Consider the following 23,823-nt stretch of genomic DNA (forward strand, 5'->3'; position numbering starts at 1 on the left):
CCGCTGGCTGCGGGGCGCTCACTCCCCCTCCGGCGCATGTGGAGCAAGCACTCAGGCGCCGAGCCCGCTCCGCTCTCAGAGGTGCTCGGGCAGGGGGTAGTCGGCGTAGGCGAAGCGGGACGAGTCGGGCGCCCAGCCGGCGACGTTGATCGTCCCCTGCCCGCCGAAGAGGCGCTCGACGACGCGGCCGGGCTCGACGGATCCGGGGGGCCGGCCCGCGAGGTCCAGCAGGAGCAGCTCGACCGGGAGGTTCTCCGGGTGGCCTGCAGTGCCGTCCGGGTACGCGAGCGAGAGCAGGAGCGCTCCGTCGGGAGACACGTGCGGGAACCAGTCGACGGTGTCGGAGACGACGACGCGCTCGAGCCCGGAGCCGTCGAGCCGCATCCGGAACAGCTGGGCCCGACCACCGCCGCCGCGCTCGGAGTTGAAGTACAGGACCTCGCCGGTCCCGTCGAAGTCGACCCCGTCGTCGGGGTGCTCGTCGGCGGTCAGCGCGGTGAGCGGGCCTCCCTCGGCGGGCATCGTGTAGACGTTCGTGACCCAGCGGCCGGAGGCGTCCTCGCCGCCGCCGATCAGGGCGAGCGTCGAGCCCCCGGGTGAGACCCCGTGGAGGTAGTGCTTGAAGCGCGCTCCGGGCGCCTCCTCCGTCAGCCGCCGCGCCGGCGCCGACGCGTCGAGCGCCACCGCGTACAGGTGACCGTCGCGCGCCGACACGTACGCGAGCCCGCCGCCGGGCGCGAGCACGTGGTCGTTGTTGAGCTCCTCCGGCACGCCGTCGAGCGGGATCGACTGCAGCGTGCCCGCGTCGGCACCCTCGAGTGGCAGCCGGAACAGCAGGCCGTCACCGTTGACGACGAGGAACGAGCCGTCGGGCGACCAGTTGGGCGCTTCGACGAGCAGGGTGCGCGACTCGAAGACGGTCGACGACGCGCCGGAGGCGACGTCGTGCACGCGGATCCGGCAGAGCTGATCGGGGAGGAGGGAGCGGGCCATGGCTCCACGCTACGGCGCGGCAGCGCAGCACGGCAGGAGCCCCGCGCTTCTCCGAGCCCACGCGACCCGTCAAGCCTCGCCGTACTCAGGTTCTGCGCCACACCCCTCGGATACCCTGGTCCTACGACTGTGCTGGGTACACCTTGGGAGGAACATGTGATGCTCCTCATCCTCGCGATCTCGTTCGCCCTGGCCGTCGTGACCCCCTGGATCGTCGACCGGTTCGGCCCGAAGACCTTCTACGCCCTGGCACTCGTGCCCGCCGGCACCTTCGTCGCCACCGCCACCGCGCTCCCCAAGATCCTCGACGGCGGCGAGATCCGCGAGACCGTGCCGTGGATCCCCGCGCTCGACATCGCGCTGTCGTTCCGCCTCGACGCCCTCTCGGTCGTGCTGGCGCTCGTGGTCAGCGGAGTCGGCGCCCTCGTCCTGGCGTACTGCGCGTCCTACTTCTCGCGCGACGAGCCGTCGCTGGGCCGCTTCGCCGCCCTGCTCTCCGCCTTCGCCGGAGTGATGTACGGGCTGGTCACCGCCGACGACGTGATCATCCTCTTCGTCTTCTGGGAGGCGACGAGCGTCCTCTCCTACCTCCTGATCGGCCACTACAGCGGTCGCAAGGAGAGCCGCGGAGCCGGTCTCCAGGCCCTGCTCGTGACCACGCTCGGCGGTCTCGCGATGCTCGTCGGCATCGTGATCCTCATCGTCGAGTCGGGCACCACGAGTCTCGCGGGGATCGTCGCCGCGGCGCCGTCCGGCCCGATCGTCTCGACCGCCCTGGTGCTGGTGCTGCTCGGCGCCTTCTCGAAGTCGGCACTCGTCCCCTTCCACTTCTGGCTGCCGGCCGCGATGGCCGCGCCCACCCCGGTCAGCGCCTACCTGCACGCCGCCGCGATGGTGAAGGCGGGCATCTACCTCGTCGCCCGCCTCGCGCCCGGGTTCGCCGACGACTCCGTCTGGCTGCCGGTCGTGGTGAGCGTCGGCGTCTGGACCATGCTCGTGGGCGGCTGGCGCTCGCTCCGCCAGTACGACCTCAAGCTCGTGCTCGCCTACGGCACCGTCAGCCAGCTCGGCTTCCTGACCGTGGCGGTCGGCTTCGGCTCGCGCGACGCCGCGCTGGCCGGGCTCACCCTGCTCGTCGGTCACGCCCTCTTCAAGGCGCTCCTCTTCCTCGTGGTCGGCATCGTCGACCACCGCGCAGGCACCCGTGATCTGCGCAAGCTCAGCGGCCTCGGCCGCCGGGCGCCGGTGCTCGCGGGGGCCGCGCTGCTGGGCGTGCTCTCGATGGCGGGAGTCCCTCCGCTGCTCGGCTTCGTCGCCAAGGAGGCCGTCTTCACGAGCCTGATCTCGGCGATCGAGCAGGGCTCGGCCTGGGCCTGGGTGGCGCTGATCGGACTCGTCCTGGGCTCGATCCTCACCGTGGCCTACTCGGCGCGCTTCTTCTGGGGCGCCTTCGCGCGGAAGAAGGGCCTGGAGGACACGAACCTGCACGCCGAGCCGTGGACCTTCACGGCTCCCCCGGTGCTCCTGGCCGCCGCGAGCGTCGTGTTCGGCGTCGCCGCGTCGGTGCTCGACCCGCTGATCGCGGTCTACGCCGACACCCTCCCGTTCGGCGCTCCCGACGGGGACGCGGAGCTGGTCGCGGCGGCCGAGGAGTCGGACCACGGCGGCTACCACCTGGCGCTCTGGCACGGCTTCGAGCCGGCGCTCGCACTGAGCGCCCTCGTGATCGCGATCGGCCTCCTGCTCTTCGCGAAGCGCGTCGCGGTCGCCCGGCTCCAGTCCAAGGTGCCCAACCGCATCGACTCGGCCGAGGGCTACTGGGCCACGGTGCGCTGGCTCGACCGCGTCGCCAGCACGGTGACCGAGTTCGTCCAGCGCGGATCGCTCCCCCGCTACCTCACCGTGATCTTCGCGGTCTTCGTCGTCGGAGCCGGCGGTGCCGCGGCGTTCAACCGCACCTGGCCCGACGAGCTCGTCTTCTGGGACACCCCGGGCCAGCTGGCGGTCGCCGCCGTGATGATCCTCGCCGCGATCCTCTGCGCACTCGCCCGCAACCGCGTCGCGGCCGTGCTGCTGGCAGGAGCGACGGGCTACGGCATGGTCGCGCTCTTCGCGCTCCAGGGCGCTCCCGACCTCGCCCTGACCCAGGCGCTCATCGAGACGGTGACGCTGGTCGTCTTCGTGCTCGTGCTGCGCCGCCTCCCCACCCGGATCGCCGCGAAGCACCAGCCGATGCGCAAGCGCCTGCGCGCCGTGATCGGCATCTCGGTCGGAGCCGTCATGGCGGTCGTCGCGACCATCGCCCTCGGGGCCCGCACCGCGACTCCCATCTCGGTCGACCTGCCCCGCCTCGCCTACGAGGAGGGCAAGGGGCGCAACATCGTCAACGTCCTGCTCGTCGACATCCGCGCCTGGGACACGATGGGCGAGATCTCGGTCCTCGTCGTCGTGGCCACCGGAGTCGCGAGCCTGATCTTCCTCTCGAGCCGCGCGGGAGGCGCCCCGCGCCTGGAGCAGCCGGGCGCCGGCGACCGCCGCGAGCGCGCCAGCGACCTCACGGCCCCCGCCCCGCAGTCCGAGCAGTCCGCGGGCCATGGCGACCGCGGCTCCTGGCTCGTCGCCGGGCGCACGCTCCGCCCCGAGAACCGCTCGATCGTGCTCGAGGTGCTCGTGCGCCTCCTGTTCCACCCCGCGATGATCGTCTCGGTCTACCTGCTCTTCACCGGCCACAACACCCCGGGCGGAGGCTTCGCGGGCGGCCTGCTCGCCGGCCTCGCCCTGGTCGCGCGGTACCTCGCGGGCGGTCGCTTCGAGCTCGGCGAGGCCGCTCCGATCGACGCGGGCAAGGTGCTCGGACTCGGGCTCCTCTTCGCCGTCGGCACCGCGGTGTCCTCGCTCTTCTTCGGACTCGAGGTGCTCGAGTCGAGCTGGCTCGACCTGTACGTGCCGATCCTCGGCGAGCTGCACCTGGGCACGTCCACCCTCTTCGACATCGGGGTCTACCTCATCGTGATCGGCCTGGCGCTCGACATCCTCCGCAGCCTCGGCGGCGAGGTCGACCGCCACGGCGAGGAGGCCGAGGAGGGCTCGCCCTCGGGCGACGGCGTCACCCACTCGACCGACAGCACCCCCGGCCCCGGTGCCGGCACGGTCGACGGCCTGGAGACCAAGCTCCCCACCGGATCCACGGTCGTCGGCGGCCCGGGACGGGGGGACGGCGCATGAGCACCACCCTCGTCCTCGTGGTCGTGATGGCCGTGATGTACGCCGCCGGCGTCTACCAGATGCTCGAGCGCAGCCTCACCCGGATCCTGATCGGCTTCGTCCTGATCGGCAACGCGACCAACATCCTGATCCTGCTGATGGCGGGCCGGTCGGGGTTCGCTCCGTTCGTGAACGACGGCCGCACCTACGAGGAGACCGCGGAGGGGATGGCCGACCCGCTCCCCCAGGCGCTGATCCTGACCGCGATCGTGATCACGTTCGGCATCACCGCGTTCCTGCTCGCCATGATCTACCGGCGCTGGCGCCTCGCGAACGCCGACCAGGTGGAGGACGACGAGACCGACACGTCGGTGCGTGCCGACGCCGCCGGCATCTCGGCGCAGACCACGGCCGACGACAAGGCCCTCGACGACCTGCTCGAGGCGAGCGACGAGGGCACGGCGGCCAGGCACGGAGAGAGCTCGATGAGCGACGACAGGAAGGAGGATCGATGAACGTCCTGATCCCCCTCGTCGTCACCCTGCCGCTGCTGGGAGCCGCGGTCGCCCTCGTCCTCGGCCGGCACCGCCGCGCCCAGATCCTCGTCAACATCGTGACGCTGTCGGCGGTCCTCGTGATCTCCTCCGTGCTGCTCGTTCTCGTGCTGACGGGCGACGACGGCGGCAGCGCCGTCTACGTGGGCGGCTGGGAGCCGCCGTGGGGCATCGTGCTGGTCGTCGATCCGCTCGCCGCGCTGATGCTCGTGATCACCTCGATCACGCTGCTGGGCGTCCTGCTGTTCTCGGTGGGCCAGGGCCTGGTCGACGGCAACCGCGAGACACCGGTCACGATCTTCCACCCGACCTACCTGATCCTCTCGGCGGGCATCCTCAACGCCTTCGTGGCGGGCGACCTCTTCAACCTCTACGTCGGCTTCGAGATCCTGCTGGCCGCGAGCTACGTGCTGATCACGCTGGGCGGCACCGCGCCGCGCATCCGGGCGGGCACGACCTACGTGGTCGTGAGCCTGGTCTCGAGCGTGTTCTTCCTCTCGGCGATCGGCCTGCTCTACGGAGCGACCGGCACGGTCAACATGGCGCAGCTCTCGATCCGCATCGCCGAGCTGCCCGCCGATGTGCAGCTCGTTCTGCACGTGGTGCTGCTGCTGGGCTTCGGCATCAAGGCGGCGGTGTTCCCGCTGTCGTTCTGGCTGCCCGACTCGTACCCGACCGCCCCCGCTCCGGTCACCGCGGTGTTCGCGGGCCTGCTCACCAAGGTCGGCGTCTACGCGCTGATCCGCACCGAGACGCTGCTGTTCCCCGGAGGAGACCTGAGCGCGGTCCTGCTCGTGGTCTCCCTCCTGACGCTCGTCGTCGGGATCCTCGGCGCGGTCGCGCAGGCCGACATCAAGCGCATGCTCTCGTTCACGCTGGTCTCGCACATCGGCTACATGGTCTTCGGCATCGCGATCGGGTCGCAGGCGGGCTACGCCGCGACGATCTTCTACGTCATCCACCACATCACGGTGCAGACCACCCTGTTCCTCGCGACAGGGCTCATCGAGCGCGTGGGAGGGACGACGTCGATCCTGCGACTGGGCGGTCTGCTGAAGGCCTCGCCGCTGCTGGCGCTCCTCTACTTCATCCCCGCGATGAACCTCGGCGGCATCCCTCCGTTCACCGGCTTCCTCGGCAAGGTCGGCCTGTTCGTCGCCGGCACGGAGTCGGCGACGGAGCAGCCCTCGTGGCTGATCTGGGCGGTCATCGCCGCCGGCGCCGTCACCTCGCTGCTCACCCTCTACGCCGTCGCCCGCGTGTGGAACATGGCGTTCTGGCGCCGCCAGGAGGAGGTGCCCGGCTACGAGTCGCCGCTGATCGACCAGCTGCAGGAGGATCCGCACGACACGGGAACCGTCCGCACCCGGCATTCGCCGCCCATGATGGTGCTCGCGACCGCCGGCATGGTGCTCGTGAGCATCGCGCTCACCGTCGGCGCCGGGCCGCTCTACGACGCGAGCGAGCACGCCGCGGCCGAGATCGCCGACCCGTCGACCTACATCGCCACCGTGTACCGCGACTCGTCCTTCGGAGAGGAGGGCCCCCGATGAGCCCCCGCCGCCGCGTGGACATCTGGAACCGCGTCGCGATGTTCGTCACCCTCGTCGGCATCTGGGTGCTGCTGTGGGACGACGTCTCGGTGCTCTCGATCGTCTCGGGCTTCCTGATCGCCCTGCTGATCACCCGGGTCTTCTACCTCCCGCCCGTCGAGTTCTCGAACCGCATCAACCCGTGGTTCGTGCTGCTCTTCCTCCTGCGCCTGCTGCTCGACATCGCCAGCGCGTCGGTGCGCGTGTCGTGGCAGATCCTCACCCTGCCGGTCCCTGTGCACAACGCGATCGTGGCGGTTCACCTGCGCAGCCGCTCCGAGGGCATGCTCGTCTGGACCACCGAGGCGGTGTCGCTCGTCCCCGGCTCGCTCGTGATCGACGTCGACCCGCAGCAGAACGTGCTCTACCTGCACGTCCTCGGCGTCACCCACGACGAAGGCGAGCGGATCGAGGAGGTGCGCCGCACGGTGCTCCGGACCGAGGCGCGCATCGTCCGCGCGATCGGCTCGAAGGAGGACGTCGCACGCGTGAACCAGCCGCTCGGCGTGGATGCGGGGGTGCTCCGATGATCGACTGGCTCGTCTGGATCCTCGTGCCCGTGTTCGGCATCGCGTGCCTGCTCGCGCTGGTGCGCATCCTCATCGGCCCCTCGGTGCTCGACCGCGTGGTCGCGGCCGACGTGCTGGTCGCCACGATCATCTGCGGGATCGGAGCCGAGATGGCGGTCAACCGGCACGCCACCACCCTCCCCGTCGCCCTCGGACTCGCGCTCTTCGCGGTCTTCGGCTCGATCAGCGTCGCCAAGTTCATGGCCAACCGCGAGGAGGACTGACATGGACCTCGTGCTCGACGTCCTCACCGCCGTGCTGCTCCTCGCCGGCGGGCTGCTCTCGCTGGTCGCGGCGATCGGGTTGATGCGCTTCGACGACCTGCTCTCGCGGATGCACGCGGGGACCAAGCCGCAGGTGCTCGGCCTGATCTGCGTGATGCTGGCCGTCGCGATCCGGAACCCCGGGTTCGCCGCCGCCGGCACGATCATCCTCGTGATCGGGTTCCAGCTGCTGACCGTGCCGGTCTCGGCGCACATGGTCGGCCGTGCCGCCTACCGCGCCGAGGCGGTCTCGACCGGGTACCTCGTCGCCGACGAGCTCGCCGAGGCCGTGTCGCGGGCCGATGAGCAGGCGCGCACCACCACGGGGCCGGAGTCGGGTCACACGTCGGAGGAGGCGGCGCGGACCTCTCGGGCGCCGCAGCCGGAGGACGAGGACGGCCCGGCGGCGACGGCGTAGGCCGCGTCTGCGGCTGCTCGGGGCCCGGAGCGGGAGCTCGAGCGGGCGCCGAGGCGTTCAGCCCAGGAGCGCCGCTCCGGCGGTCGGTGCTCCCGCAGCGCCCGTCATCGAGCGCGCCGCGAAGCCGCCGATCGCGAGGGTCGCGGCGAGCAGGCCGCCGAGCAGGAGCACCAGCAGCGGCACCACCCAGAGCAGGGCGCGGCGGCGGCGGGCTCGGGCCTCGTCGGGAGTCTCGTCGGTCACCCGTCGACCCTACGACGTCGTGCGCCACCTGCCCGCGAGGGGTGCTCTATCCTGGCCGCATGCCCCTCGAATCCCCTGTTTCCGGCGCGCCCGCGAACGAGCCGGTCGCGTTCCCCGCCGACTCGCCGAGCACTCCGGGCTCCGAGTGGTGGCGCTCCGCCGTCATCTACCAGATCTACCCGCGGTCCTTCGCGGACGCGGACGGCGACGGGATCGGCGACCTCCCCGGCATCACCGGCCGCCTCGACAGCCTGGCCGAGCTGGGCGTCGACGCGATCTGGCTCTCGCCCTTCATGACCTCCCCGCAGAACGATGCGGGCTACGACGTCGCCGACTACTGCGACGTCGATCCGCTCTTCGGCACCCTCGCCGACTTCGACGCGATGCTCGCCCGCGCGCACGCGCTGGGCATCCGCATCATCGTCGACCTCGTGCCCAACCACTCGTCCAGCGCGCACCGCTGGTTCCAGGAGGCGCTGGCGGCGCCCGCGGGCAGCGCCGAGCGCGCGCGCTACCTGTTCCGCGACGGCCGGGGCGAGACCGGCGAACTGCCGCCGAACAACTGGGAGTCCGTCTTCGGCGGTCCGGCGTGGACGCGGATCACGGAGCCCGACGGCGCGGCCGGCCAGTGGTACCTGCACCTCTTCGACACGTCGCAGCCCGACTTCGACTGGACGAACGAGTGGGTGCGCGAGCGCTTCCGCGAGGTGCTGCGCTTCTGGCTCGACCGAGGAGTCGACGGCTTCCGGGTCGACGTGGCGCACGGCATGATCAAGGCCGACGGCCTGCCCGACTACACGCCCCCCGCCGACAGCGGCTCCATGGGCGGAGTGGCGCCGGCCGACGACCCCGACCCTGAGACGGCCCCCTACTGGGCCCAGGACGGCGTGCACGAGATCTACCGCGACTGGCACGCGCTGCTCGCCGAGTACCCGGCCGACCGCGTCCTCTGCGCCGAGGCCTGGGTCCAGCCGCTGCCGAAGCTCGCCCGCTGGGTCCGGCCCGACGAGATGCACCAGGCGTTCAACTTCGCCTACCTCGAGACGCCGTGGGCCGGTCCCGCCCTGCGCGACATCATCGACTCCTCGCTCACGGCGTTCGCCGCGGTCGGCGCCCCGTCGACCTGGGTGCTCTCGAACCACGACGTCGTGCGCCACGCGAGCCGCCTCGCACTCACGGCCGACAACCCGCAGGGCTACGGCATCGGGCCGAAGTCCGCCGGGCTCCCCGACCCGGTGCTGGGTCTGCGCCGCGCCCGCGCCGCCACGGCGCTGATGCTCGCGCTGCCCGGCTCGGCCTACGTGTACCAGGGCGAGGAGCTCGGCCTGCCGGAGGCGATCGATCTGCCGGACGAGTCCCGGCAGGATCCGACCTGGTTCCGCACGAAGGGCGAGCGCTACGGCCGCGACGGCTGCCGCGTCCCCCTGCCCTGGGAGGCCAACGCTCCCGCCTACGGCTTCACCGCGTCGGGCGACTCCTGGCTGCCGCAGCCCGGCGACTGGGCGCCCTTCGCCCGCGACGCGCAGCGCGGAGTCGAGGGGTCGACCCTCGAGCTCTACCGTGCGCTGCTCGCCGAGCGCCGCGCCTCACGGCTGGGCGAGGGGTCGATCGAGTGGCTCGACGGGTACCCGGAGGAGGTCGTGGCGTTCCGGAACGGAGGCGTCACGGTCGTCGCGAACACCGGCTCCGAGCCGGTGGAGCTGCCGGTCGGCACGGTCGTGCTCTCCTCCGAGGAGCTGCACGAGCCGGCGCTGCCGGGCGACACGACGGTCTGGCTGCGCACGAGCTGACGCGTTCGGCTACGTCCGGCGCCTGCACGCTCTGCAGGCATCGGTGCGATCAGCAGGTGCTGGTGCGATCTGCAGGTGCTGGTGCGATCTGCAGGCATCGGTGCGATCAGCAGGACTCCGCTGTCGAGCGCAGGAGTCTTCGCGGCTGAACGCGCTCTCACGCGGCGAAGGCCTGCAGATCGCACGAAAACCTGCAGATCGCACGCGCTTCCGGGGACGGCCCGGCTCTGCAGCCGGTGCGGCTCCTCCAGCGGTCAGCGTCCGGCGTTGGCCTTCAGCCAGAGGTACGAATCGACCTTCGTGACCCCGTCGATCCGGATCTCGAAGTGCAGGTGCGGTCCGGTCGACATGCCCGTGCTGCCGACGAGTCCGAGGAGCTGGCCGACCTTCACGGGGTCGCCCTCCTCGACCGCGGCGGTGCCGTGCTGCATGTGCGCGTAGACGCTCGAGACCAGCTCGCCGTCGATCTCGTGGTCGACGATCACGTGCACGCCCAGCGAGCCCTCGCCGTCGATCACGGTGCGCACGACTCCGTCGGCGATCGCCTGGATCGGCGAGCCGTTGCCGGGGTTGAAGTCCGTGCCGCCGTGGTTGACCGAGCAGCCCGCGCAGTTGCGGTAGCCGAAACGGTCGCCCACCGGCACGCCGACGGCGAAGGGCCACTGGATGGAGGCGTTCTGGTCGTTCGTGAAGCCGGCGTCGGAGGTGCGGACGATGGCCGCGACGTCGGTCTGCGTCTTGCGCTCCTGCACCCCGAAGCCGTCGCGCGCGACGGTCTCGGCGCCGACGGCCCCGGCGACGAAGGACTGCGAGCCCTCGCGCAGGTCGACGCCCGGAGCGAGCACACCGGTCAGGTTCTGCGCCTGGACGTCCTCAGCGGTGAGGAGGGAGGTCGCCGGCAGCGAGGTCGCGGCGACGATGGCGGCGACGAAGGACAGGGCGACGAGCCCGCCGACGCGGGTACGCGGCGCGGGTCGGAGGGGGGTCACCCGGGGAGCCGGCACGGGGGCGGGCGCGCGGGTCGCGGCGGCACGCGCCTGAGCGACCCGGCGCTCGGCGTCGAGCAGGTCGGTGGCGACCGGAGCAGCGGTGTCGGTCTCGGCGGCCACCTCGGCCGCGAGGGCCTGAGCGCGCTCGCGCTCGCGCAGCTCGCGACGGGAGAGCGGTGGGGTCGATTCGCCGGGGGTCGATGCGGACGCAGCGGGGGAGGGCGAATCGGGGCTCACGAAATCGGGATCTTCCGTCGGGGACAGGCGGACGAGGCGCACTCCGTCAGGGGCCGGACGGCGTCTCGGGTCTTCGCGACGGCATCCTGTGCGAATGTCACGAATTCATAAAGGATACCCACGGACTGCGGAATCCGACCAGAGCGGTCGATGCAGAGGCACGATCCGAGCGTCGAGCGCCGCTGCGAGCGCCGCTCCGTTGCGTGCCCATTCGCACGCATGCATCGACTCCGCGCTCGGACCGCTCTCGGAGAGCGCTCACACCTCGTCGGCACGCAATCGGCGGAGCAGAGGCTCGAGCTCGCCGAACAACGGGTCCGGCGCCGCGATCAGCAGGTCGGAACTCGCCGGACGGCCGTCGAAGCCCTCCACGCGCACGCCCGCCTCCTGGGCGATCAGCACGCCCGCCGCCTGATCCCACGGGTTCAGTCCCCGCTCGAAGTAGGCGTTCAGCTGACCCGACGCCACGGCGCACAGATCCAGCGCCGCCGAGCCGATCCGGCGGATGTCGCGCACCGAGCCCAGCAGCTCCTGGACCACCGCGCCCTGGCGCATCCTCCGGGCGGAGTCGTAGCCGAAGCCCGTCCCGACCAGCGCCAGAGAGAGCGAGGCCGGCGCGACGGCGCGCAGCACGGCTCCGTCCCGCGAGGCGCCGCCGCCCCGGGACGCCGCGTACACCTCCCCGGTCGACCCGTTCACCACGGCGCCGGCGAGCGCCGTCCACGTCCGCGGATCCGGCTCGCCCTCGACGACCGCGATGCTGACCGCGTAGGAGGGGATGCCGTAGAGGTAGTTGACGGTGCCGTCGATCGGATCGACGACCCACGTCAGCCCGCTGGTGCCGCCTCCGCCGCCCGACTCCTCCCCCAGGAAGCCGTCGTCGGGACGCGCCTCCTCGAGACGTCGCCGGATCAGCTGCTCGACCTCGCGGTCGGCGGCCGTGACCACGTCCTCGGGCGACGACTTGGACGCCGCGATCTCGACGCCGTCCTCCCGCCGCTGTCGGGCGAGGTGCGCCGCCTCGACGGCGATCGAGCGGGCGATGGCGAGGAGGGAGGCGTGGGCGCTCATGGCTCCAGCCTAGGAGCCGGACAGCAGAACGCCCCGTGCACCTGAGGGTGCCGGGGCGTTCTGCGGAGTACGTGGCGAGTGAGGGATTCGAACCCCCGAAGGCTACGCCGTCTGATTTACAGTCAGATCCCTTTGGCCGCTAGGGTAACTCGCCGTGGCGCACCCGGCCGGGAATCGTGCTCTCGACCGAAGGCGCTGGACAAATATACCCGCGGGGCCCGACGATCGGAAATCGGCGCCTCACTCCGCCGCCGCAGCGTAGCGGGACGCCGCCTCGGCCACCTTGCCCGCGTAGCTCGTCGCCGGGTTGTACGCCGCGATCGCCGCGCGCCAACCCGACTCCGTCGACAGGTCCCCGCCGGCCTCGCAGAGATAGCGCGCCGCGGTCACCGCCTGCTGATCGACGTTCTGCGGATCCCAGCCGCTGGAGGCCCACCGCATCCACGTCGCCGGGATGATCTGGAGCGGACCCATCGCGCGGTCGACCTCCGGGTCGCCGTCCAGCGCCCCTCCGTCGTTGTCCTCGACCCGGTCGAACTCGGTGCCGTCCAGGCGCGGGCCGTAGATCGGCTCGGCAGCGCGCCCGTCCTCGCCGAGCGCGCTGCCGAAGATGGTGCCGTGCCGACTCTCGACGTAGCCGATGCCGGCGAGCGTCGCCCAGTCGAGGCCGCAGTCCGGATCGACGGAGGAGGTGAGGAGCGCGGTTCCCGCATACGCGGTCAGCGCCCGCTCCGGGATCCCGCTCCCCTCGGCGGTGCCGGCCAGCCACTCCGGGCTGGTCAGGAAGCGCACGGGTGTTGCGGCCGTCGCGGCCGAGTCCTCGAGCAGAGCGGGATCGACGGCTGCGGGCGCCGGCGCCGTGGGCGGGACTGTCACCACTCCCCCCTCGTACTCGATCGTCGACGTGGTGGCGGCACTGCAGCCCGCGAGCAGCGCGCCGACGAGCGGCAGCAGGAGCAGGGCGGGGAGACGGCGCATCCTCCAGTGGTACCAGGACAGCCTCCGCGGACGCCCCGCACCGCCCGGGAGTCCGCGACGCCCGGAAGCTAAACTCGGAGCCATGGCAGATTCAACGTTCGACGTCGTCAGCAAGGTCGACAAGATGGAGGCGGACAACGCCCTCAACCAGGCCCACAAGGAGGTCGAGCAGCGCTACGACTTCAAGAACGTCGGCGCCTCGATCGCGTGGAGCGGCGAGAAGATCCTGATCAAGGCCAACACGGAGGAGCGCGCGAACGCGATCCTCGACGTCTTCCAGTCGAAGCTGATCAAGCGCGGCATCAGCCTCAAGAGCCTCGACGCCGGCGAGCCCTTCGCGTCGGGCAAGGAGTACCGGATCGAGGCCACCCTCAAGGACGGCATCGACCAGGAGCACGCGAAGAAGATCAACAAGCTGATCCGCGACGAGGCCCCCAAGTCGGTGAAGTCGCAGATCCAGGGCGACGAGCTGCGCGTCTCGTCCAAGAGCCGCGACGACCTGCAGGCGACGATGTCGCTGCTCCGAGGTGCCGACCTCGATCTCGATCTCCAGTTCGTCAACTTCCGCTGAGGCGTGCTGAGCACAGGAGCACGCGCATGAGCGTCGGCATCGACGAGCCCGACCGTCGGGGCCGCACCGGCCTCGACCAGGAGGGCTACGACCTCACCGGCAACCCGGGCGTGACGGTCAGACAGGTCACCCTGCTCTCGAGCCACTGGTACGTGCTGCGCACGACCGAGTTCGAGTACCGCCACCGCGACGGCCGGGTGACCACCGAGCACCGCGAGACGTACGACCGCGGCAACGGGGCGGCCGTGCTGCTCTACGACCTCGAGGCTCGGACCGTCGTGCTCGTGCGGCAGTTCCGCTACCCCACCTACGTCAACGGCAACCTCGACGGCATGCTCCTCGAGGTGCCCGCCGGCCTGCTCGACGAGGACGGGCCCGAGGAGGGCGCGCGCCGCGAGGCATCGGAGGAGACCGGACTCGAGGTCGGCCGCCTCGAGCACGTCTTCGACTCCTACATGAGCCCCGGCTCGATCACCGAGATGCTGCACTTCTATGCGGGGCGCTACCGCGCCGGCTCCCGCGAGGGCACCTTCGCGGGCCTCGCCGACGAGGGCGAGGACACCGAGGTCGTCGAGCTGTCGTTCGACGAGGCCCTGACGCAGATCGGCGTGCAGATCGTCGACGCGAAGACGATCATGCTGCTCCAGTGGGCGGCGCTGCGCGGCCCGTTCGCCCGCTGATCGGGCGGTCGGCCGGGAGGTAGCCCCGCGCCCAACGCTCGATCTCGGCGTAGGCCCGCGCTCTGATGCGCGGAGCCGACAGCACCACGTCGTGCACGGCGCCGTCGATCCGGGCGATCGTGACCGTCGTCCCGAGGGTTGCCGCCCGCTCGCCGATCGAGCGCACGTCGAGTGCCACGTCGGCCGAGCGCATCTCGTCGCTCCACCACGGCAGAAGCACGCTGCGGGAGGAGAGCAGAGTGAGGACCGGCATCCGCAGGTTCAAACCCCGCTCGACGCGGCGGTGCCCCGCAAGCACCGCCGTCAACCAGGCCGGGCTGACGGGGAAGCCGCGCTCCGGACGCCAGGCCGGATCGTACTCCCACTCGCCCTCGAGCGTCGCCGATACCGTGCGCGAGTAGAAGCCCTGGTCGATCACCGGCAGCGTGCCGTGCGGAGCGACGCGGGCGCGCAGCATCATCCACGGCGCGAGCATCTGCCTCCCGACCGCCCGCGCCTGGAACTCGAGCCAGGGGCTGTTGAGCACGAGTGCGGTGAGCTCCTCGGGGTGCCGCGCGGCCCAGAGGCTGAGGGTGAGGCCGCCGGTCGAATGGCCCATCAGCACGAGCCTCCGTCCGCGGTGGCCGTGCTCGGCCATCGCCGATCTGGCGGCCGCGATGTCCTCGTCGTAGACGGCGAGATCGGAGGCGAATCCGGGGGTGTGGTGCGGGCGCAGGCTGCGCCCGTACTTGCGCAGATCCAGCGCGAAGAAGCGGGCCCCGAGCCCGTGCCAGAACTCGGCCAGCCCCGTCTGGAAGAAGTAGTCGCTCCAGCCGTGGACGTAGAGCACGTCGATGCCGGACGCCGGCCCCCGCCAGCGCGGTGCGACCGGACGATGGCGCACGAGCGTGGCGACGACCTCGCCCTCGTCGTCCTCCCCCAGCGGGAGCGTCCGCTGCTCGAAGCCGGCGCCGAGGACGTCCGGCCGCCACTCGCCGCTCAGGACGCGTACGCCTTCAGCGCGCGGGCGGTCAGGGTCGAGCCGTCGGCGACGAGAGCGCTCGGCGGGCCCTCGAAGACGATCGATCCGCCCTCGTGGCCGGCGCCCGGGCCGACGTCGATGATCCAGTCGGCGTGGGCCATCACCGCCTGGTGGTGCTCGATCACGATCACCGAGCTCCCGGAGTCGACCAGCCGGTCGAGCAATCCCAGCAGGTTGTCGACGTCCGCGAGGTGGAGCCCGGTGGTCGGCTCGTCGAGGAGGTAGACCGCGCCCTTCGACGCCATGTTGATCGCGAGCTTCAGCCGCTGCCGCTCGCCGCCCGACAGGGTGTTGAGCGGCTGGCCGAGCGTGAGGTAGCCCAGTCCCACGTCGACGAGCCGGGCGAGGATCGTGTGCGCCGGACCGGAGCCGAAGAACTCGGCCGCCTCGACGATCGGCAGCGACAGCACCTCGTGGATGTTCAGGCCCCGGAGCCGGTACTCGAGCACCTCCGCGGTGAACCGCTTGCCCTCGCACTCCTCGCAGACCGACGAGACCGTGGCGGCCGGGCCCAGCTCGGTGAAGATCAGGCCGGCCCCCTTGCAGACGGGACAGGCCCCGGCGGAGTTGGCGCTGAACAGCGCGGGCTTCACGCCGTTCTCCTTCGCGAACGCGGTGCGGATGGCGTCGAGCACGCCCGTGTACGTAGCGGGGTTGCTCCTGCGCGAGCCGCGGATCGGCGACTGATCGGCCACGACCACTCCGGGGCGCTTCGCGAGACTGCCGTGCAGGAGGGACGACTTGCCCGAGCCCGCGACTCCGGTCACGACGGTGAGCACCCCGAGCGGCACGTCGACGTCGACGCCGCGGAGGTTGTGGGTCGCGGCACCGCGGATCTCGGCGAACGCCGTCGGGCGGCGCACCGACTCCTTGAGCGGGACGCGGTGGTCGAGGTGCTCGCCGGTGAGGGTGTCGGAGGCGCGCAGCCCCTCGACGGAGCCCTCGTAGCGGATCTCACCGCCGTGCGCGCCCGCCCGCGGCCCGAGATCGACGACGTGGTCGGCGATCAGGATGATCTCGGGCTTGTGCTCGACGACCAGAACGGTGTTGCCCTTGTCGCGGAGGCGCCGTAGCAGCTCGATCATGCGCGAGACGTCGTGCGGGTGCAGGCCCGCGGTCGGCTCGTCGAAGACGTAGGTGATGTCGGTGAGGCTGGAGCCCAGGTGCCGGACCATCTTGACGCGCTGCGCCTCGCCGCCCGAGAGGGTGCCCGACTCGCGGTCGAGCGAGAGGTACCCGAGCCCGACCTGGACGAGCGAGTCGAGCGTGCCGAGCAGGGTCTCGACGATCGGAGCGACCGAGGGGTCGTCGACCCCGCGCAGCCACTCGGCCAGGTCGGTCGCCTGCATCGACGAGCACTCGGCGATGTTCCGGCCGCCGATGCGGGAGGAGAGGGCGGCTCCGGTGAGCCGCGCTCCCCCGCACTCGGGGCAGGCGGCGAAGGTCGCCACCCGCTCGGCGAACGCGCGGATGTGCGCCTGCGGCGACTCCTTCGCGAGGTAGAGCCGGGTGACCTTGACCACGAGGCCCTCGTAGGTCATGTTCATGCCCGCGATCGCCATCTTGGTGGCGGGGCGGTAGAGGAACGCGTCGAGCTGCTCCGGAGTGAAATCGGCGATCGGGACGTCGGCCGGGTACAGGCCCGACTCGGCGAGCCCCTTCCAGTACCAGCCGCCGACGACGAAGTTCGGGATCGCATCGAGCGCGCCGCCCTCGAGGGACTTCGAGCGGTCGAAGAGGGCGTCGAGGTCGATGTCGGAGGCGCGGCCCGTGCCCTCGCAGCGCGGGCACATGCCCTCGGGCAGGTTGAACGAGAAGGCGCCACTCGTGCCGACGTGCGGGTCGCCGATCCGGCTGAAGAGGATGCGCAGCATCGTGTAGGCGTCGGTCGCGGTGCCGACCGTGGAGCGGCCGTTGGCCCCCATCCGCTCCTGGTCGACCACGATCGTCGCGGAGAGCCCGTCGAGCGACTCGACGTCGGGCCGCGCGGGCGAGCCCATGAACTGCTGCAGGAACGCGGAGTACGTCTCGTTGATCAGCCGCTGCGACTCGGCGGCGATCGTGCCGAAGACGAGCGAGGACTTGCCCGAGCCCGAGACGCCCGTGAAGACCGTGATGCGGCGCTTGGGGATGTCGACATCGACGCCGCGCAGGTTGTTCTGCCGGGCACCCCGCACCCGGATCACGTCGTGGGGCCCTGGCTGCGTCGTGCTCGTCATCGTGTCCCCGTTCGTCCCGCCCTCGTGGCTGCCCGCAGTGTACGGGAGCCCTCCGACGTGCACGACGACCCCCCGGCGTGCACCGAGGGGTCGTCGCGGCAGCAGGCGGATCGGCCTGCGACGGGGAGTCAGTCCGAGACGAGCTCGGCGCGCGAGATCGCGATCATGTCCTCTCGGGGCACGACCTTGACGCGGGCGCGTCCCTCCGGAGCCCCGAGCGCCTGCTCGTGCTCGTCGAGGCGGTGCCAGCCCTCGAGGTCGGTGTACGCGATGCCGCGCTCGTCGAGCAGCCCGACGATCGCAGACTCCTCGGGGTGCGCGGGAGTCCACCACGACGCCTGGTCGCGGAGCACGTGACCCACGGTCTCCATCGCGTCGGACTTGGTGTGGCCGATCAGGCCCACCGGGCCGCGCTTGATCCAGCCGGTCGCGTAGACGCCGTGGACCTGCTGGTCCTCGTCGTCCAGGACCTGGCCCTCGCGGTTCGGGATCACTCCGCGCATCTCGTCGAACGGCAGGCCGTCGAGCGGGGAGCCGAAGTAGCCGACCGCGCGGTAGACGGCCTGCACCGCGACCTCGCGGATCTCGCCGGTGCCGCGCACGCCGCCCTCGCCGTCGGGCTCCGTGCGCTCGTAGCGGATCGCGGCGACGCGGCCCTGCCCGTCGTCGACGAACTCGAGCGGCTTCGCCCAGAAGTGCAGGTGGAGGCGACGGGAGGCGCTGCCGGTCTCGCGGGTGCGCCACTGGTTCAGGACACGGTTGATGACCATGACCTGCTTGTTGGTCTCGATCGCGGCCTGCGAGGCGGGGTCGAGCACGAAGTCCTCGTCGTGGACGATCATGTCGACGTCGCGCAGCTCGCCGAGCTCGCGCAGCTCGAGCGGAGTGAACTTGACCTGCGCGGGTCCGCGGCGGCCGAAGACATGCACGTCGGTGACGGGAGAGGCCTTCAGACCCTCGTAGACGTTCGGCGGGACCTCGGTGGGCAGCAGGTCGTCGGCGTGCTTCGCGAGCATCCGCGAGACGTCGAGCGCCACGTTGCCGTTGCCGATCACCGCGACGGAGGAGGCCTCGAGCGGCCAGGTGCGCGGCACGTCGGGGTGGCCGTCGAACCAGCTGACGAAGTCGGCCGCTCCGTAGGAGCCCTCGAGGTCGACGCCGGGGACGTCGAGCGGAGCGTCGCGGATCGCACCCGTCGAGAAGATCACCGCGTGGTAGTGCCGCTTGAGGTCCTCGAGAGTGAGGTCGGTGCCGAAGTGCACGTTGCCGAAGATCCGGATGTCGCCGCGGTCGAGGACCTCGCGCAGGGCCGTGATGATGCCCTTGATGCGCGGGTGATCGGGCGCGACTCCGTAGCGGACGAGACCGTAGGGAGCCGGCAGCTGCTCGAACAGGTCGATCGAGACGTCGTACTTCTTCTCGGCCTTGATCATGAGGTCGGCGGCGTAGATGCCCGCGGGCCCCGCACCGACGATGGCCAGCCTGAGCTTGGTCATTGCGTTCCTCCTGCCGGGGCGCCGTGGCGCACGTCCGGTCTCATTTCCTGCGGCGCAGGGCGCGCCGCGACGATCGGGGTCAGCCGTTGCGGTCGACGACCGTGTCCGCGAAGCGCGTGAGCGCCTTGCGGACCGAGCCGTCGGGCAGCGGGGCGAGAGCGGCGACGGCCTCGTCGGCCCAGCGGTGGGCCTCGGCGAGGGTCTGCGCCGTCACATCGTGGTCGCGCAGCTGCGCGATGGCGTCGGAGATGTCGGCGTGCTGCTCGTCGGTGTGCGCGATCTCGTCGTTCGAGCGGCTGACGTAGCTCTCGATCCTCGCGAGGAGCTCGGCGGCACCCCGGTCGGAGGTCGCGCGCTCGCGCAGGCGGAGGATCGGCAGGGTCGAGACGCCGGCACGGATGTCGGTGCCGGGGTTCTTACCGGTCTCCTCGGGCTGCGGGGAGAGGTCGATCACGTCGTCGACGATCTGGAACGCGACGCCGATCTTCTCGCCGAAGACGCGCATCGCCTCCTCGTACTCGGCGGGACCCTCGGCGAAGACGACTCCCGTGCGACCGGCCGCGGCGATCAGCGAGCCGGTCTTGTCGGCGAGCACCGAGAGGTAGTGCTCGACCGGGTCCTCCCCCTCGGCCGGCCCGACGGTCTCGTGCAGCTGACCGAGGACGAGGCGCTCGAACGTGTCGGCCTGGAGGCGGATCGCGCGATCGCCGAGCTCGATCATGAGCTGGTTGGCGCGGGCGAAGAGCAGATCGCCGGTGAGGATCGCGACGTTGTTGCCCCAGACGGTCTGAGCGGAGGGGACGCCGCGGCGCTTCTCCGCCTCGTCCATGACGTCGTCGTGGTACAGCGAGGCGAGATGCGTGATCTCGATGGCCTGGGCGCCGAGCAGCACCTGCGGGGTGTTGCCCCGGCCCAGCTGCGCGGCGAGCAGCGTGAGCATGGGGCGCACGCGCTTGCCGCCTGCCTCGAGGAGGTAGCGCGTCGAGACGTCGGCGACCTGGTCGGCGAAGGACAGCTGGTGGACCAGCCCCGTCTCGACCTGCTCGAGACCCTCGTCGATCGCCCGCGCGAGCGAGCGGTCCGACGCGGTCGAGAAGATGCGCTCGGAGAGGCCGAGCTGCGCCGTCAGGGACGGGCTGCGGCGGGCGACGGGCGCAGTGGCGTTCACACTGAAACCCTAACGTCTCGGGCTTCGAGGCCCCCGGGTGTCATGAGGTGGCGACGATCGGCTTGATCCCGCGGTGCAGCGCGACGATGCCGAAGGTGAGGTCCTTGTAGGCGACGCGCTCGAAGCCGGCGACGCGGAGCCAGGACGCCACCACCTTCTGCTCGGGCCACGCGCGGATGGAGTCGCCGAGGTAGTCGTAGGCGGGGTCGTTCGAGGACGCGAGCCCCACGATCGCGGGCATGACCTTCGCGAGGTAGAGGTCATACGCCGCGGCGAGGGGCTTCAGCGGCGGAGTCGAGAACTCGCAGATGACGACGCGGCCGCCCGGCTTCACGACACGGAAGAACTCGGCGAGCGCGGTGCGCGGCTCGGCCACGTTGCGCAGGCCGAAGGAGATCGTGACGGCGTCGAACGACTCGTCCTCGAAGGGGAGGGCCATGGCGTCGGCCTGTACGAACTCGATGCGGTCGTTCCCTGCCTGACGGGTGCGGCCGACGGCGATCATCCCCGGCGAGAAGTCGGCGGCGACGACGTGCGCGCCCGAGCGGGCGAGCGAGGCGGAGGAGGTGCCCGTGCCCGCGGCGACATCGAGGATCCGCTCGCCCGGCGCCGGATTCACGGCACGGGTCGTGGCGATGCGCCACAGGTGGTCGTTGCCCGCCGAGAGGACCGTGTTGGTCAGGTCGTAGGCGGGTGCCACCGTGTCGAACATGGCGGCGACCTCGTCGGGGCGCTTGGTAAGGTCTGCCTTAGTCACGATCATCGAGTCTAGAGCGGGCGGCGGGGCGGCGGCTGAGCATCCGCCCCCGCCGGAGCGTTCCGGGAGGACGTGCGGGGCACCGGAACCGCCCAGCTCCGCCTAGCGGGCGGCTCCGGCGCGGATCACAGTACCGGCGCCGATCCGGGGGGGCGGGGGCGGGGCGTGGGACGTCCGCTCCTCTGGCGCTCCCCGCGCTGTCTGCACACCCTCCCGCTCCGAGCGGCCCCGTCCCGCCGCGGGCGTACCCTGGGGACGTGACGCTCATCGGCGCCGGGGCTCCCCCTCTTCACGTGGGGACGACCCCGCTGGACTCCCCCGCAGCGCTCCCCTCTCTCGCGGATCCGCAACGTCCCCTCCTCTGGCAGCGCAACGGCGCCGGACTGGTGGGACTCGATGAAGCGCTGCGGCTGGAGTTCTCGGGGCCGGACCGTCTGCGCGAGGCGGCCGACGCGTGGCGGGTGCTGTCCGCGTCCGCCGAGGTGGACGACCCGATCGGACTGCCGGGGACGGGGCTCGTCGCCTTCGGGGCGTTCGCGTTCTCGGGGCGGTCGTCGGCGACCAGCGTGCTGATCGTGCCGCGGACCGTCGTCGGGTCGCGCGGGGGGCGCTCGTGGGTCACGACGATCTCCTCGGACGGCGCTGTCGGCTCGGAGCCGGCTGCTACGCGGCCGTTCGGGGACGAGTACCGCGTCTCGATGCTGCCCGGTGCGATGACGCCCGACGGCTACCGCTCGGCGGTGGCCTCGGCGGTCGACAGAATCCGCGCAGGGGCGCTCGAGAAGGTCGTGCTCGCGCGGGACCTCCGCGGGCGGCTGCCCCGCGGGGCCGACCTGCGGCGGATCCTGGTGGACTTCGCGAGCACCTACCCCGACTGCTGGACCTTCGCCGTCGACGGCTTCGTCGGCGCGAGCCCCGAGACCCTCGTGGGGGTCGATCACGGAGCTATCACTGCGCGAGTCCTCGCCGGTACGAGTGCGCGCGGAACGGATGCGGCCACTGACGCGGCGATCGCGCAGGCGCTCCTGGAGAGCACGAAGGACCGCTCCGAGCACGCGTTCGCGATAGCGAGCCTGCTCAGGGAGCTGCGGCCGCACACCTCGTCGCTCAGCACGAGCGGCGCGCCGTTCACGCTCGAACTGCCCAACCTCTGGCACCTCGCTACGGATGTGCGAGGCACGCTCGGCGATGCCTCGACCGCACTCGACCTGGTCGACGCCTTGCACCCGACGGCCGCCGTCGCCGGCACCCCGACCGGCACCGCGCTCGACCTGATCGACGAGCTCGAGCTGTTCGACCGAGGCCGCTATGCCGGCCCCGTCGGCTGGATCGACGGTCGCGGCGACGGGGAGTGGGCCGTGGGTCTCCGCAGCGCTCAGATCGCTCCGGACGGCGCGATCACAGCCTGGGCCGGCGCCGGCATCGTCGCCGACAGCGACCCCGACGCCGAACTCGCGGAGACGCGGATCAAGTTCCGTCCGGTGCAGGACGCGCTGAGCTGAGCGTCGGCGGGTCTCCTCGACCCGTCGCGCACAGTGGTCACTCCTCGCGGGGTGGTGGCGGAGGATCGTTCGATCGGAGTCCCGGAGCGAGTGCCGCGGTCGTCGCCACCGGCCACGTCGTGATGCGGCGACCCGTCGGCGTCGTCCAGTCCGCGACTCCGTCGGGATGCAGGACGTACGTCCAGCGGTCCCCGTGTCGGACGTGATGGTGCGCGATGCACAGCGAGGCGAGGTTCCGGGGTGTCGTCTCTCCGCCGTTCCGCCACTCGACCGTGTGGTCGGCCTCCGAAGCGGACGCCGACCGGGTGCAGCCCGGGAACCGGCACGTCCGGTCTCGCAAGCGGACAAGGAGACGCAGGGGTGGCGGCGGTGTGCGGAGCGCGCGGCCGACCGAGACGACCACGCCCGTCCGCGGGTCGGTCCGGACCGGCGTGAAGGTCGCGTCGGCTCCGACGAGATCGCGCGCGACATCGGCGGGGACGAGCCCGTAGCCGTCCAGATCGACCGCGGAGTCGTCCGTTCCGGCTGCCGTGGCCTCCGACATCATCAGCCTCACCTCGGCGCGGATGCCGGACGCGAAGGTCGCGGAGGTCGCGGAGGACTCGTCGGACGGCGTCGTGCCGGCGACGTCCCCGTGGCAGAGCAGGTCGCCCAGCGCATCGGCACGCAGCTGAGCGAGAGTGCGCACGTCCTCGTCGCCGCGGAGCTGACGGGCCATCCTGTCGAGACGCGTGAGAGCGCCGACGGCGATCGTCGCCGGCAGGTGGGCGCAGAGCGTCGCCATCCCGTCGTCGTCGGACGTCATCCACACCGACCTGTCGGCTCGGGCGCGCGCGTGCCGCTCGGCGAGCGGCAGCTCGTGCAGCTCCTCCCTCAGCTGCGCCAGCGCACGCCTCAGCTGGGTCGGGGTCACCGCGACGGCGAGCTCGGCCGCCCGGACGTCGAACTCGGCGCGCGAGGCGGCCGGGAGGGTCGCCGCGACGGAGCAGACGATCCCGCCCGCTTCCCATCGCATGCGCGCCTCGGCCAGAGCGGCACGGGTCCGCGGGAGCTCGTCGACCAGCAGCCGCGCGTGCTCGATCTCGCGAGCGGCGGCGCTCTCGGACACCTGCAGCACCACGGCGAACTCGGCCCGGATGGATCGCTCCACCAGGCCGGGCGACTCGCTCCGCCCACGCGCGAACCACTCCGGGCACCCCAGTGCCGCCCGGTATCCCGCGTGCAAGGCCTCGGCCGCCGCGAGCAGCACCGGCGCGGCGCTGAGGGCGAGTTCGGCCGCTCGGTCGCCGTGCGCCCTCACCTCGCGCAGCGCCGTCTCCGCTGCTCCCGTCCCTGCCATGCGAGGAGTCAACCGGGATCCATCGGACCCGGTCCCACCGGTCCGATGATCGGTGGAGACGCGCCCCGTCCTCCACCTGGGGAGGAGCGACGTCACCGCCGCAGCTGCGGTTCCGAGGCGACCAGCGGCACCTCGGGCTCGCCGCCCCCTTCTGTGCCGACGACCCCCT

21 protein-coding genes and 1 tRNA gene are annotated in these 23,823 nt (G+C 71.7%); 10 read left to right on the forward strand and 12 right to left on the reverse strand.

Going from position 1 to position 23,823, the window contains the following annotated elements; translation table 11 throughout:
* Positions 1-75 precede the first annotated feature (75 nt).
* The gene (locus tag ASF46_RS13520) at positions 76-993 is read right to left on the reverse strand and encodes a TolB family protein (protein WP_056868055.1); all 918 of its coding nucleotides are present in this window, start codon (positions 991-993) and stop codon (positions 76-78) included.
* Positions 994-1,152: 159 nt separating this feature from the next.
* On the opposite strand from ASF46_RS13520, the gene ASF46_RS13525 reads away from it, so the two are divergent.
* From ASF46_RS13525 to mnhG, 6 genes are read left to right on the forward strand one after another with little or no spacing between them, the layout of a single operon-like run.
* Positions 1,153-4,218, forward strand: a complete 3,066-nt coding sequence (locus tag ASF46_RS13525; RefSeq protein ID WP_056868056.1) for a Na+/H+ antiporter subunit A — start codon at positions 1,153-1,155, stop codon at positions 4,216-4,218.
* Positions 4,215-4,712, forward strand: a complete 498-nt coding sequence (locus ASF46_RS13530) for a Na(+)/H(+) antiporter subunit C (protein ID WP_056868057.1) — start codon at positions 4,215-4,217, stop codon at positions 4,710-4,712. The genes ASF46_RS13525 and ASF46_RS13530 overlap by 4 nt, the downstream gene beginning before the upstream one ends.
* Positions 4,709-6,304 (forward strand): Na+/H+ antiporter subunit D, encoded by a 1,596-nt coding sequence (locus ASF46_RS13535; protein WP_056868058.1) that lies wholly within the window; start codon positions 4,709-4,711, stop codon positions 6,302-6,304. Before ASF46_RS13530 ends, ASF46_RS13535 begins: the two co-directional genes overlap by 4 nt.
* The gene (locus ASF46_RS13540; RefSeq protein ID WP_056868059.1) at positions 6,301-6,873 is read left to right on the forward strand and encodes a Na+/H+ antiporter subunit E; all 573 of its coding nucleotides are present in this window, start codon (positions 6,301-6,303) and stop codon (positions 6,871-6,873) included. The genes ASF46_RS13535 and ASF46_RS13540 overlap by 4 nt, the downstream gene beginning before the upstream one ends.
* Positions 6,870-7,136 carry a monovalent cation/H+ antiporter complex subunit F gene (locus ASF46_RS13545; RefSeq protein WP_055790560.1) on the forward strand — a complete coding sequence of 89 codons (267 nt, stop codon included), beginning with the start codon at positions 6,870-6,872 and terminating at the stop codon, positions 7,134-7,136. Before ASF46_RS13540 ends, ASF46_RS13545 begins: the two co-directional genes overlap by 4 nt.
* A gap of 1 nt (position 7,137) precedes the next feature.
* The gene (gene mnhG / locus ASF46_RS13550) at positions 7,138-7,593 is read left to right on the forward strand and encodes a monovalent cation/H(+) antiporter subunit G (protein ID WP_082481217.1); all 456 of its coding nucleotides are present in this window, start codon (positions 7,138-7,140) and stop codon (positions 7,591-7,593) included.
* Between the two features lie 57 nt (positions 7,594-7,650).
* Here the strand turns inward: mnhG and ASF46_RS13555 are convergent, their stop codons facing one another.
* Positions 7,651-7,836, reverse strand: coding sequence for a hypothetical protein (locus ASF46_RS13555; protein WP_056868060.1), 186 nt, complete (start codon positions 7,834-7,836; stop codon positions 7,651-7,653).
* A 59-nt stretch (positions 7,837-7,895) separates the two neighbouring features.
* On the opposite strand from ASF46_RS13555, the gene ASF46_RS13560 reads away from it, so the two are divergent.
* Positions 7,896-9,626, forward strand: a complete 1,731-nt coding sequence (locus ASF46_RS13560; RefSeq protein ID WP_056868061.1) for an alpha-amylase family glycosyl hydrolase — start codon at positions 7,896-7,898, stop codon at positions 9,624-9,626.
* Between the two features lie 254 nt (positions 9,627-9,880).
* Here ASF46_RS13560 and ASF46_RS19895 read toward each other — a convergent pair whose 3' ends face one another.
* From ASF46_RS19895 to ASF46_RS13580, 4 genes are all read right to left on the reverse strand, one after another.
* Positions 9,881-10,852, reverse strand: a complete 972-nt coding sequence (locus ASF46_RS19895; protein ID WP_162240182.1) for a M23 family metallopeptidase — start codon at positions 10,850-10,852, stop codon at positions 9,881-9,883.
* Between the two features lie 258 nt (positions 10,853-11,110).
* Positions 11,111-11,923, reverse strand: a complete 813-nt coding sequence (locus ASF46_RS13570) for an inositol monophosphatase family protein (protein WP_056868063.1) — start codon at positions 11,921-11,923, stop codon at positions 11,111-11,113.
* Positions 11,924-11,995: 72 nt separating this feature from the next.
* A tRNA-Tyr gene (locus ASF46_RS13575) sits at positions 11,996-12,077 on the reverse strand.
* An 86-nt stretch (positions 12,078-12,163) separates the two neighbouring features.
* Entirely contained in the window at positions 12,164-12,901 is a 738-nt protein-coding gene (locus ASF46_RS13580; protein ID WP_056868064.1) for a hypothetical protein, read from the reverse strand.
* A gap of 82 nt (positions 12,902-12,983) precedes the next feature.
* Between ASF46_RS13580 and ASF46_RS13585 the strand changes: the two genes are divergently transcribed.
* Together ASF46_RS13585 and ASF46_RS13590 are read left to right on the forward strand one after the other, a co-directional pair.
* A complete protein-coding gene (locus ASF46_RS13585; RefSeq protein ID WP_055790527.1) occupies positions 12,984-13,472 on the forward strand; it encodes a YajQ family cyclic di-GMP-binding protein in 489 nt (162 codons plus the stop codon).
* A gap of 26 nt (positions 13,473-13,498) precedes the next feature.
* Complete coding sequence (locus tag ASF46_RS13590) at positions 13,499-14,152, forward strand: NUDIX domain-containing protein (RefSeq protein ID WP_056868065.1); 654 nt, start codon at positions 13,499-13,501, stop codon at positions 14,150-14,152.
* Here ASF46_RS13590 and ASF46_RS13595 read toward each other — a convergent pair.
* The 5 genes from ASF46_RS13595 to ubiE all read right to left on the reverse strand — a co-directional run bounded on the left by ASF46_RS13595 (position 14,106) and on the right by ubiE (position 20,813).
* The gene (locus ASF46_RS13595) at positions 14,106-15,035 is read right to left on the reverse strand and encodes an alpha/beta hydrolase (protein ID WP_235576953.1); all 930 of its coding nucleotides are present in this window, start codon (positions 15,033-15,035) and stop codon (positions 14,106-14,108) included. The two genes, ASF46_RS13590 and ASF46_RS13595, sit on opposite strands and share 47 nt — an antisense overlap.
* A gap of 95 nt (positions 15,036-15,130) precedes the next feature.
* Positions 15,131-17,392 carry an ATP-binding cassette domain-containing protein gene (locus ASF46_RS13600; RefSeq protein ID WP_056868066.1) on the reverse strand — a complete coding sequence of 754 codons (2,262 nt, stop codon included), beginning with the start codon at positions 17,390-17,392 and terminating at the stop codon, positions 15,131-15,133.
* Positions 17,393-17,520: 128 nt separating this feature from the next.
* Positions 17,521-18,888, reverse strand: coding sequence for an FAD-dependent oxidoreductase (locus ASF46_RS13605; RefSeq protein ID WP_055790517.1), 1,368 nt, complete (start codon positions 18,886-18,888; stop codon positions 17,521-17,523).
* Between the two features lie 79 nt (positions 18,889-18,967).
* Entirely contained in the window at positions 18,968-20,056 is a 1,089-nt protein-coding gene (locus ASF46_RS13610; protein ID WP_056868067.1) for a polyprenyl synthetase family protein, read from the reverse strand.
* A gap of 40 nt (positions 20,057-20,096) precedes the next feature.
* Positions 20,097-20,813, reverse strand: a complete 717-nt coding sequence (ubiE, locus tag ASF46_RS13615; protein WP_416351494.1) for a bifunctional demethylmenaquinone methyltransferase/2-methoxy-6-polyprenyl-1,4-benzoquinol methylase UbiE — start codon at positions 20,811-20,813, stop codon at positions 20,097-20,099.
* Positions 20,814-21,070: 257 nt separating this feature from the next.
* Between ubiE and ASF46_RS13620 the strand changes: the two genes are divergently transcribed.
* A complete protein-coding gene (locus ASF46_RS13620; protein WP_416351495.1) occupies positions 21,071-22,315 on the forward strand; it encodes an isochorismate synthase in 1,245 nt (414 codons plus the stop codon).
* A gap of 37 nt (positions 22,316-22,352) precedes the next feature.
* On the opposite strand, the gene ASF46_RS13625 is transcribed toward ASF46_RS13620, so the two are convergent.
* Positions 22,353-23,654 carry an HNH endonuclease signature motif containing protein gene (locus ASF46_RS13625; RefSeq protein ID WP_056868070.1) on the reverse strand — a complete coding sequence of 434 codons (1,302 nt, stop codon included), beginning with the start codon at positions 23,652-23,654 and terminating at the stop codon, positions 22,353-22,355.
* Between the last annotated feature and the right edge of the window lie 169 nt (positions 23,655-23,823).

This window comes from Rathayibacter sp. Leaf296 (assembly GCF_001423045.1).
GTDB lineage: Bacteria > Actinomycetota > Actinomycetes > Actinomycetales > Microbacteriaceae > Rathayibacter > Rathayibacter caricis.

What these genes read in the sequence shown, in the direction of transcription:
- ASF46_RS13600 (WP_056868066.1), bottom strand. Translation starts at nt 17,392, where the DNA reads ATGACGAGCACGACGCAGCCAGGGCCCCACGACGTGATCCGGGTGCGG.
- ASF46_RS13585 (WP_055790527.1), top strand. Translation starts at nt 12,984, where the DNA reads ATGGCAGATTCAACGTTCGACGTCGTCAGCAAGGTCGACAAGATGGAG.
- ASF46_RS13520 (WP_056868055.1), bottom strand. Translation starts at nt 993, where the DNA reads ATGGCCCGCTCCCTCCTCCCCGATCAGCTCTGCCGGATCCGCGTGCAC.
- ASF46_RS13570 (WP_056868063.1), bottom strand. Translation starts at nt 11,923, where the DNA reads ATGAGCGCCCACGCCTCCCTCCTCGCCATCGCCCGCTCGATCGCCGTC.
- ASF46_RS13560 (WP_056868061.1), top strand. Translation starts at nt 7,896, where the DNA reads ATGCCCCTCGAATCCCCTGTTTCCGGCGCGCCCGCGAACGAGCCGGTC.
- ASF46_RS13605 (WP_055790517.1), bottom strand. Translation starts at nt 18,888, where the DNA reads ATGACCAAGCTCAGGCTGGCCATCGTCGGTGCGGGGCCCGCGGGCATC.
- ASF46_RS13590 (WP_056868065.1), top strand. Translation starts at nt 13,499, where the DNA reads ATGAGCGTCGGCATCGACGAGCCCGACCGTCGGGGCCGCACCGGCCTC.
- ASF46_RS13580 (WP_056868064.1), bottom strand. Translation starts at nt 12,901, where the DNA reads ATGCGCCGTCTCCCCGCCCTGCTCCTGCTGCCGCTCGTCGGCGCGCTG.
- ASF46_RS13545 (WP_055790560.1), top strand. Translation starts at nt 6,870, where the DNA reads ATGATCGACTGGCTCGTCTGGATCCTCGTGCCCGTGTTCGGCATCGCG.
- mnhG (WP_082481217.1), top strand. Translation starts at nt 7,138, where the DNA reads ATGGACCTCGTGCTCGACGTCCTCACCGCCGTGCTGCTCCTCGCCGGC.
- ASF46_RS13525 (WP_056868056.1), top strand. Translation starts at nt 1,153, where the DNA reads ATGCTCCTCATCCTCGCGATCTCGTTCGCCCTGGCCGTCGTGACCCCC.
- ASF46_RS13625 (WP_056868070.1), bottom strand. Translation starts at nt 23,654, where the DNA reads ATGGCAGGGACGGGAGCAGCGGAGACGGCGCTGCGCGAGGTGAGGGCG.
- ASF46_RS13535 (WP_056868058.1), top strand. Translation starts at nt 4,709, where the DNA reads ATGAACGTCCTGATCCCCCTCGTCGTCACCCTGCCGCTGCTGGGAGCC.
- ASF46_RS13540 (WP_056868059.1), top strand. Translation starts at nt 6,301, where the DNA reads ATGAGCCCCCGCCGCCGCGTGGACATCTGGAACCGCGTCGCGATGTTC.
- ASF46_RS13530 (WP_056868057.1), top strand. Translation starts at nt 4,215, where the DNA reads ATGAGCACCACCCTCGTCCTCGTGGTCGTGATGGCCGTGATGTACGCC.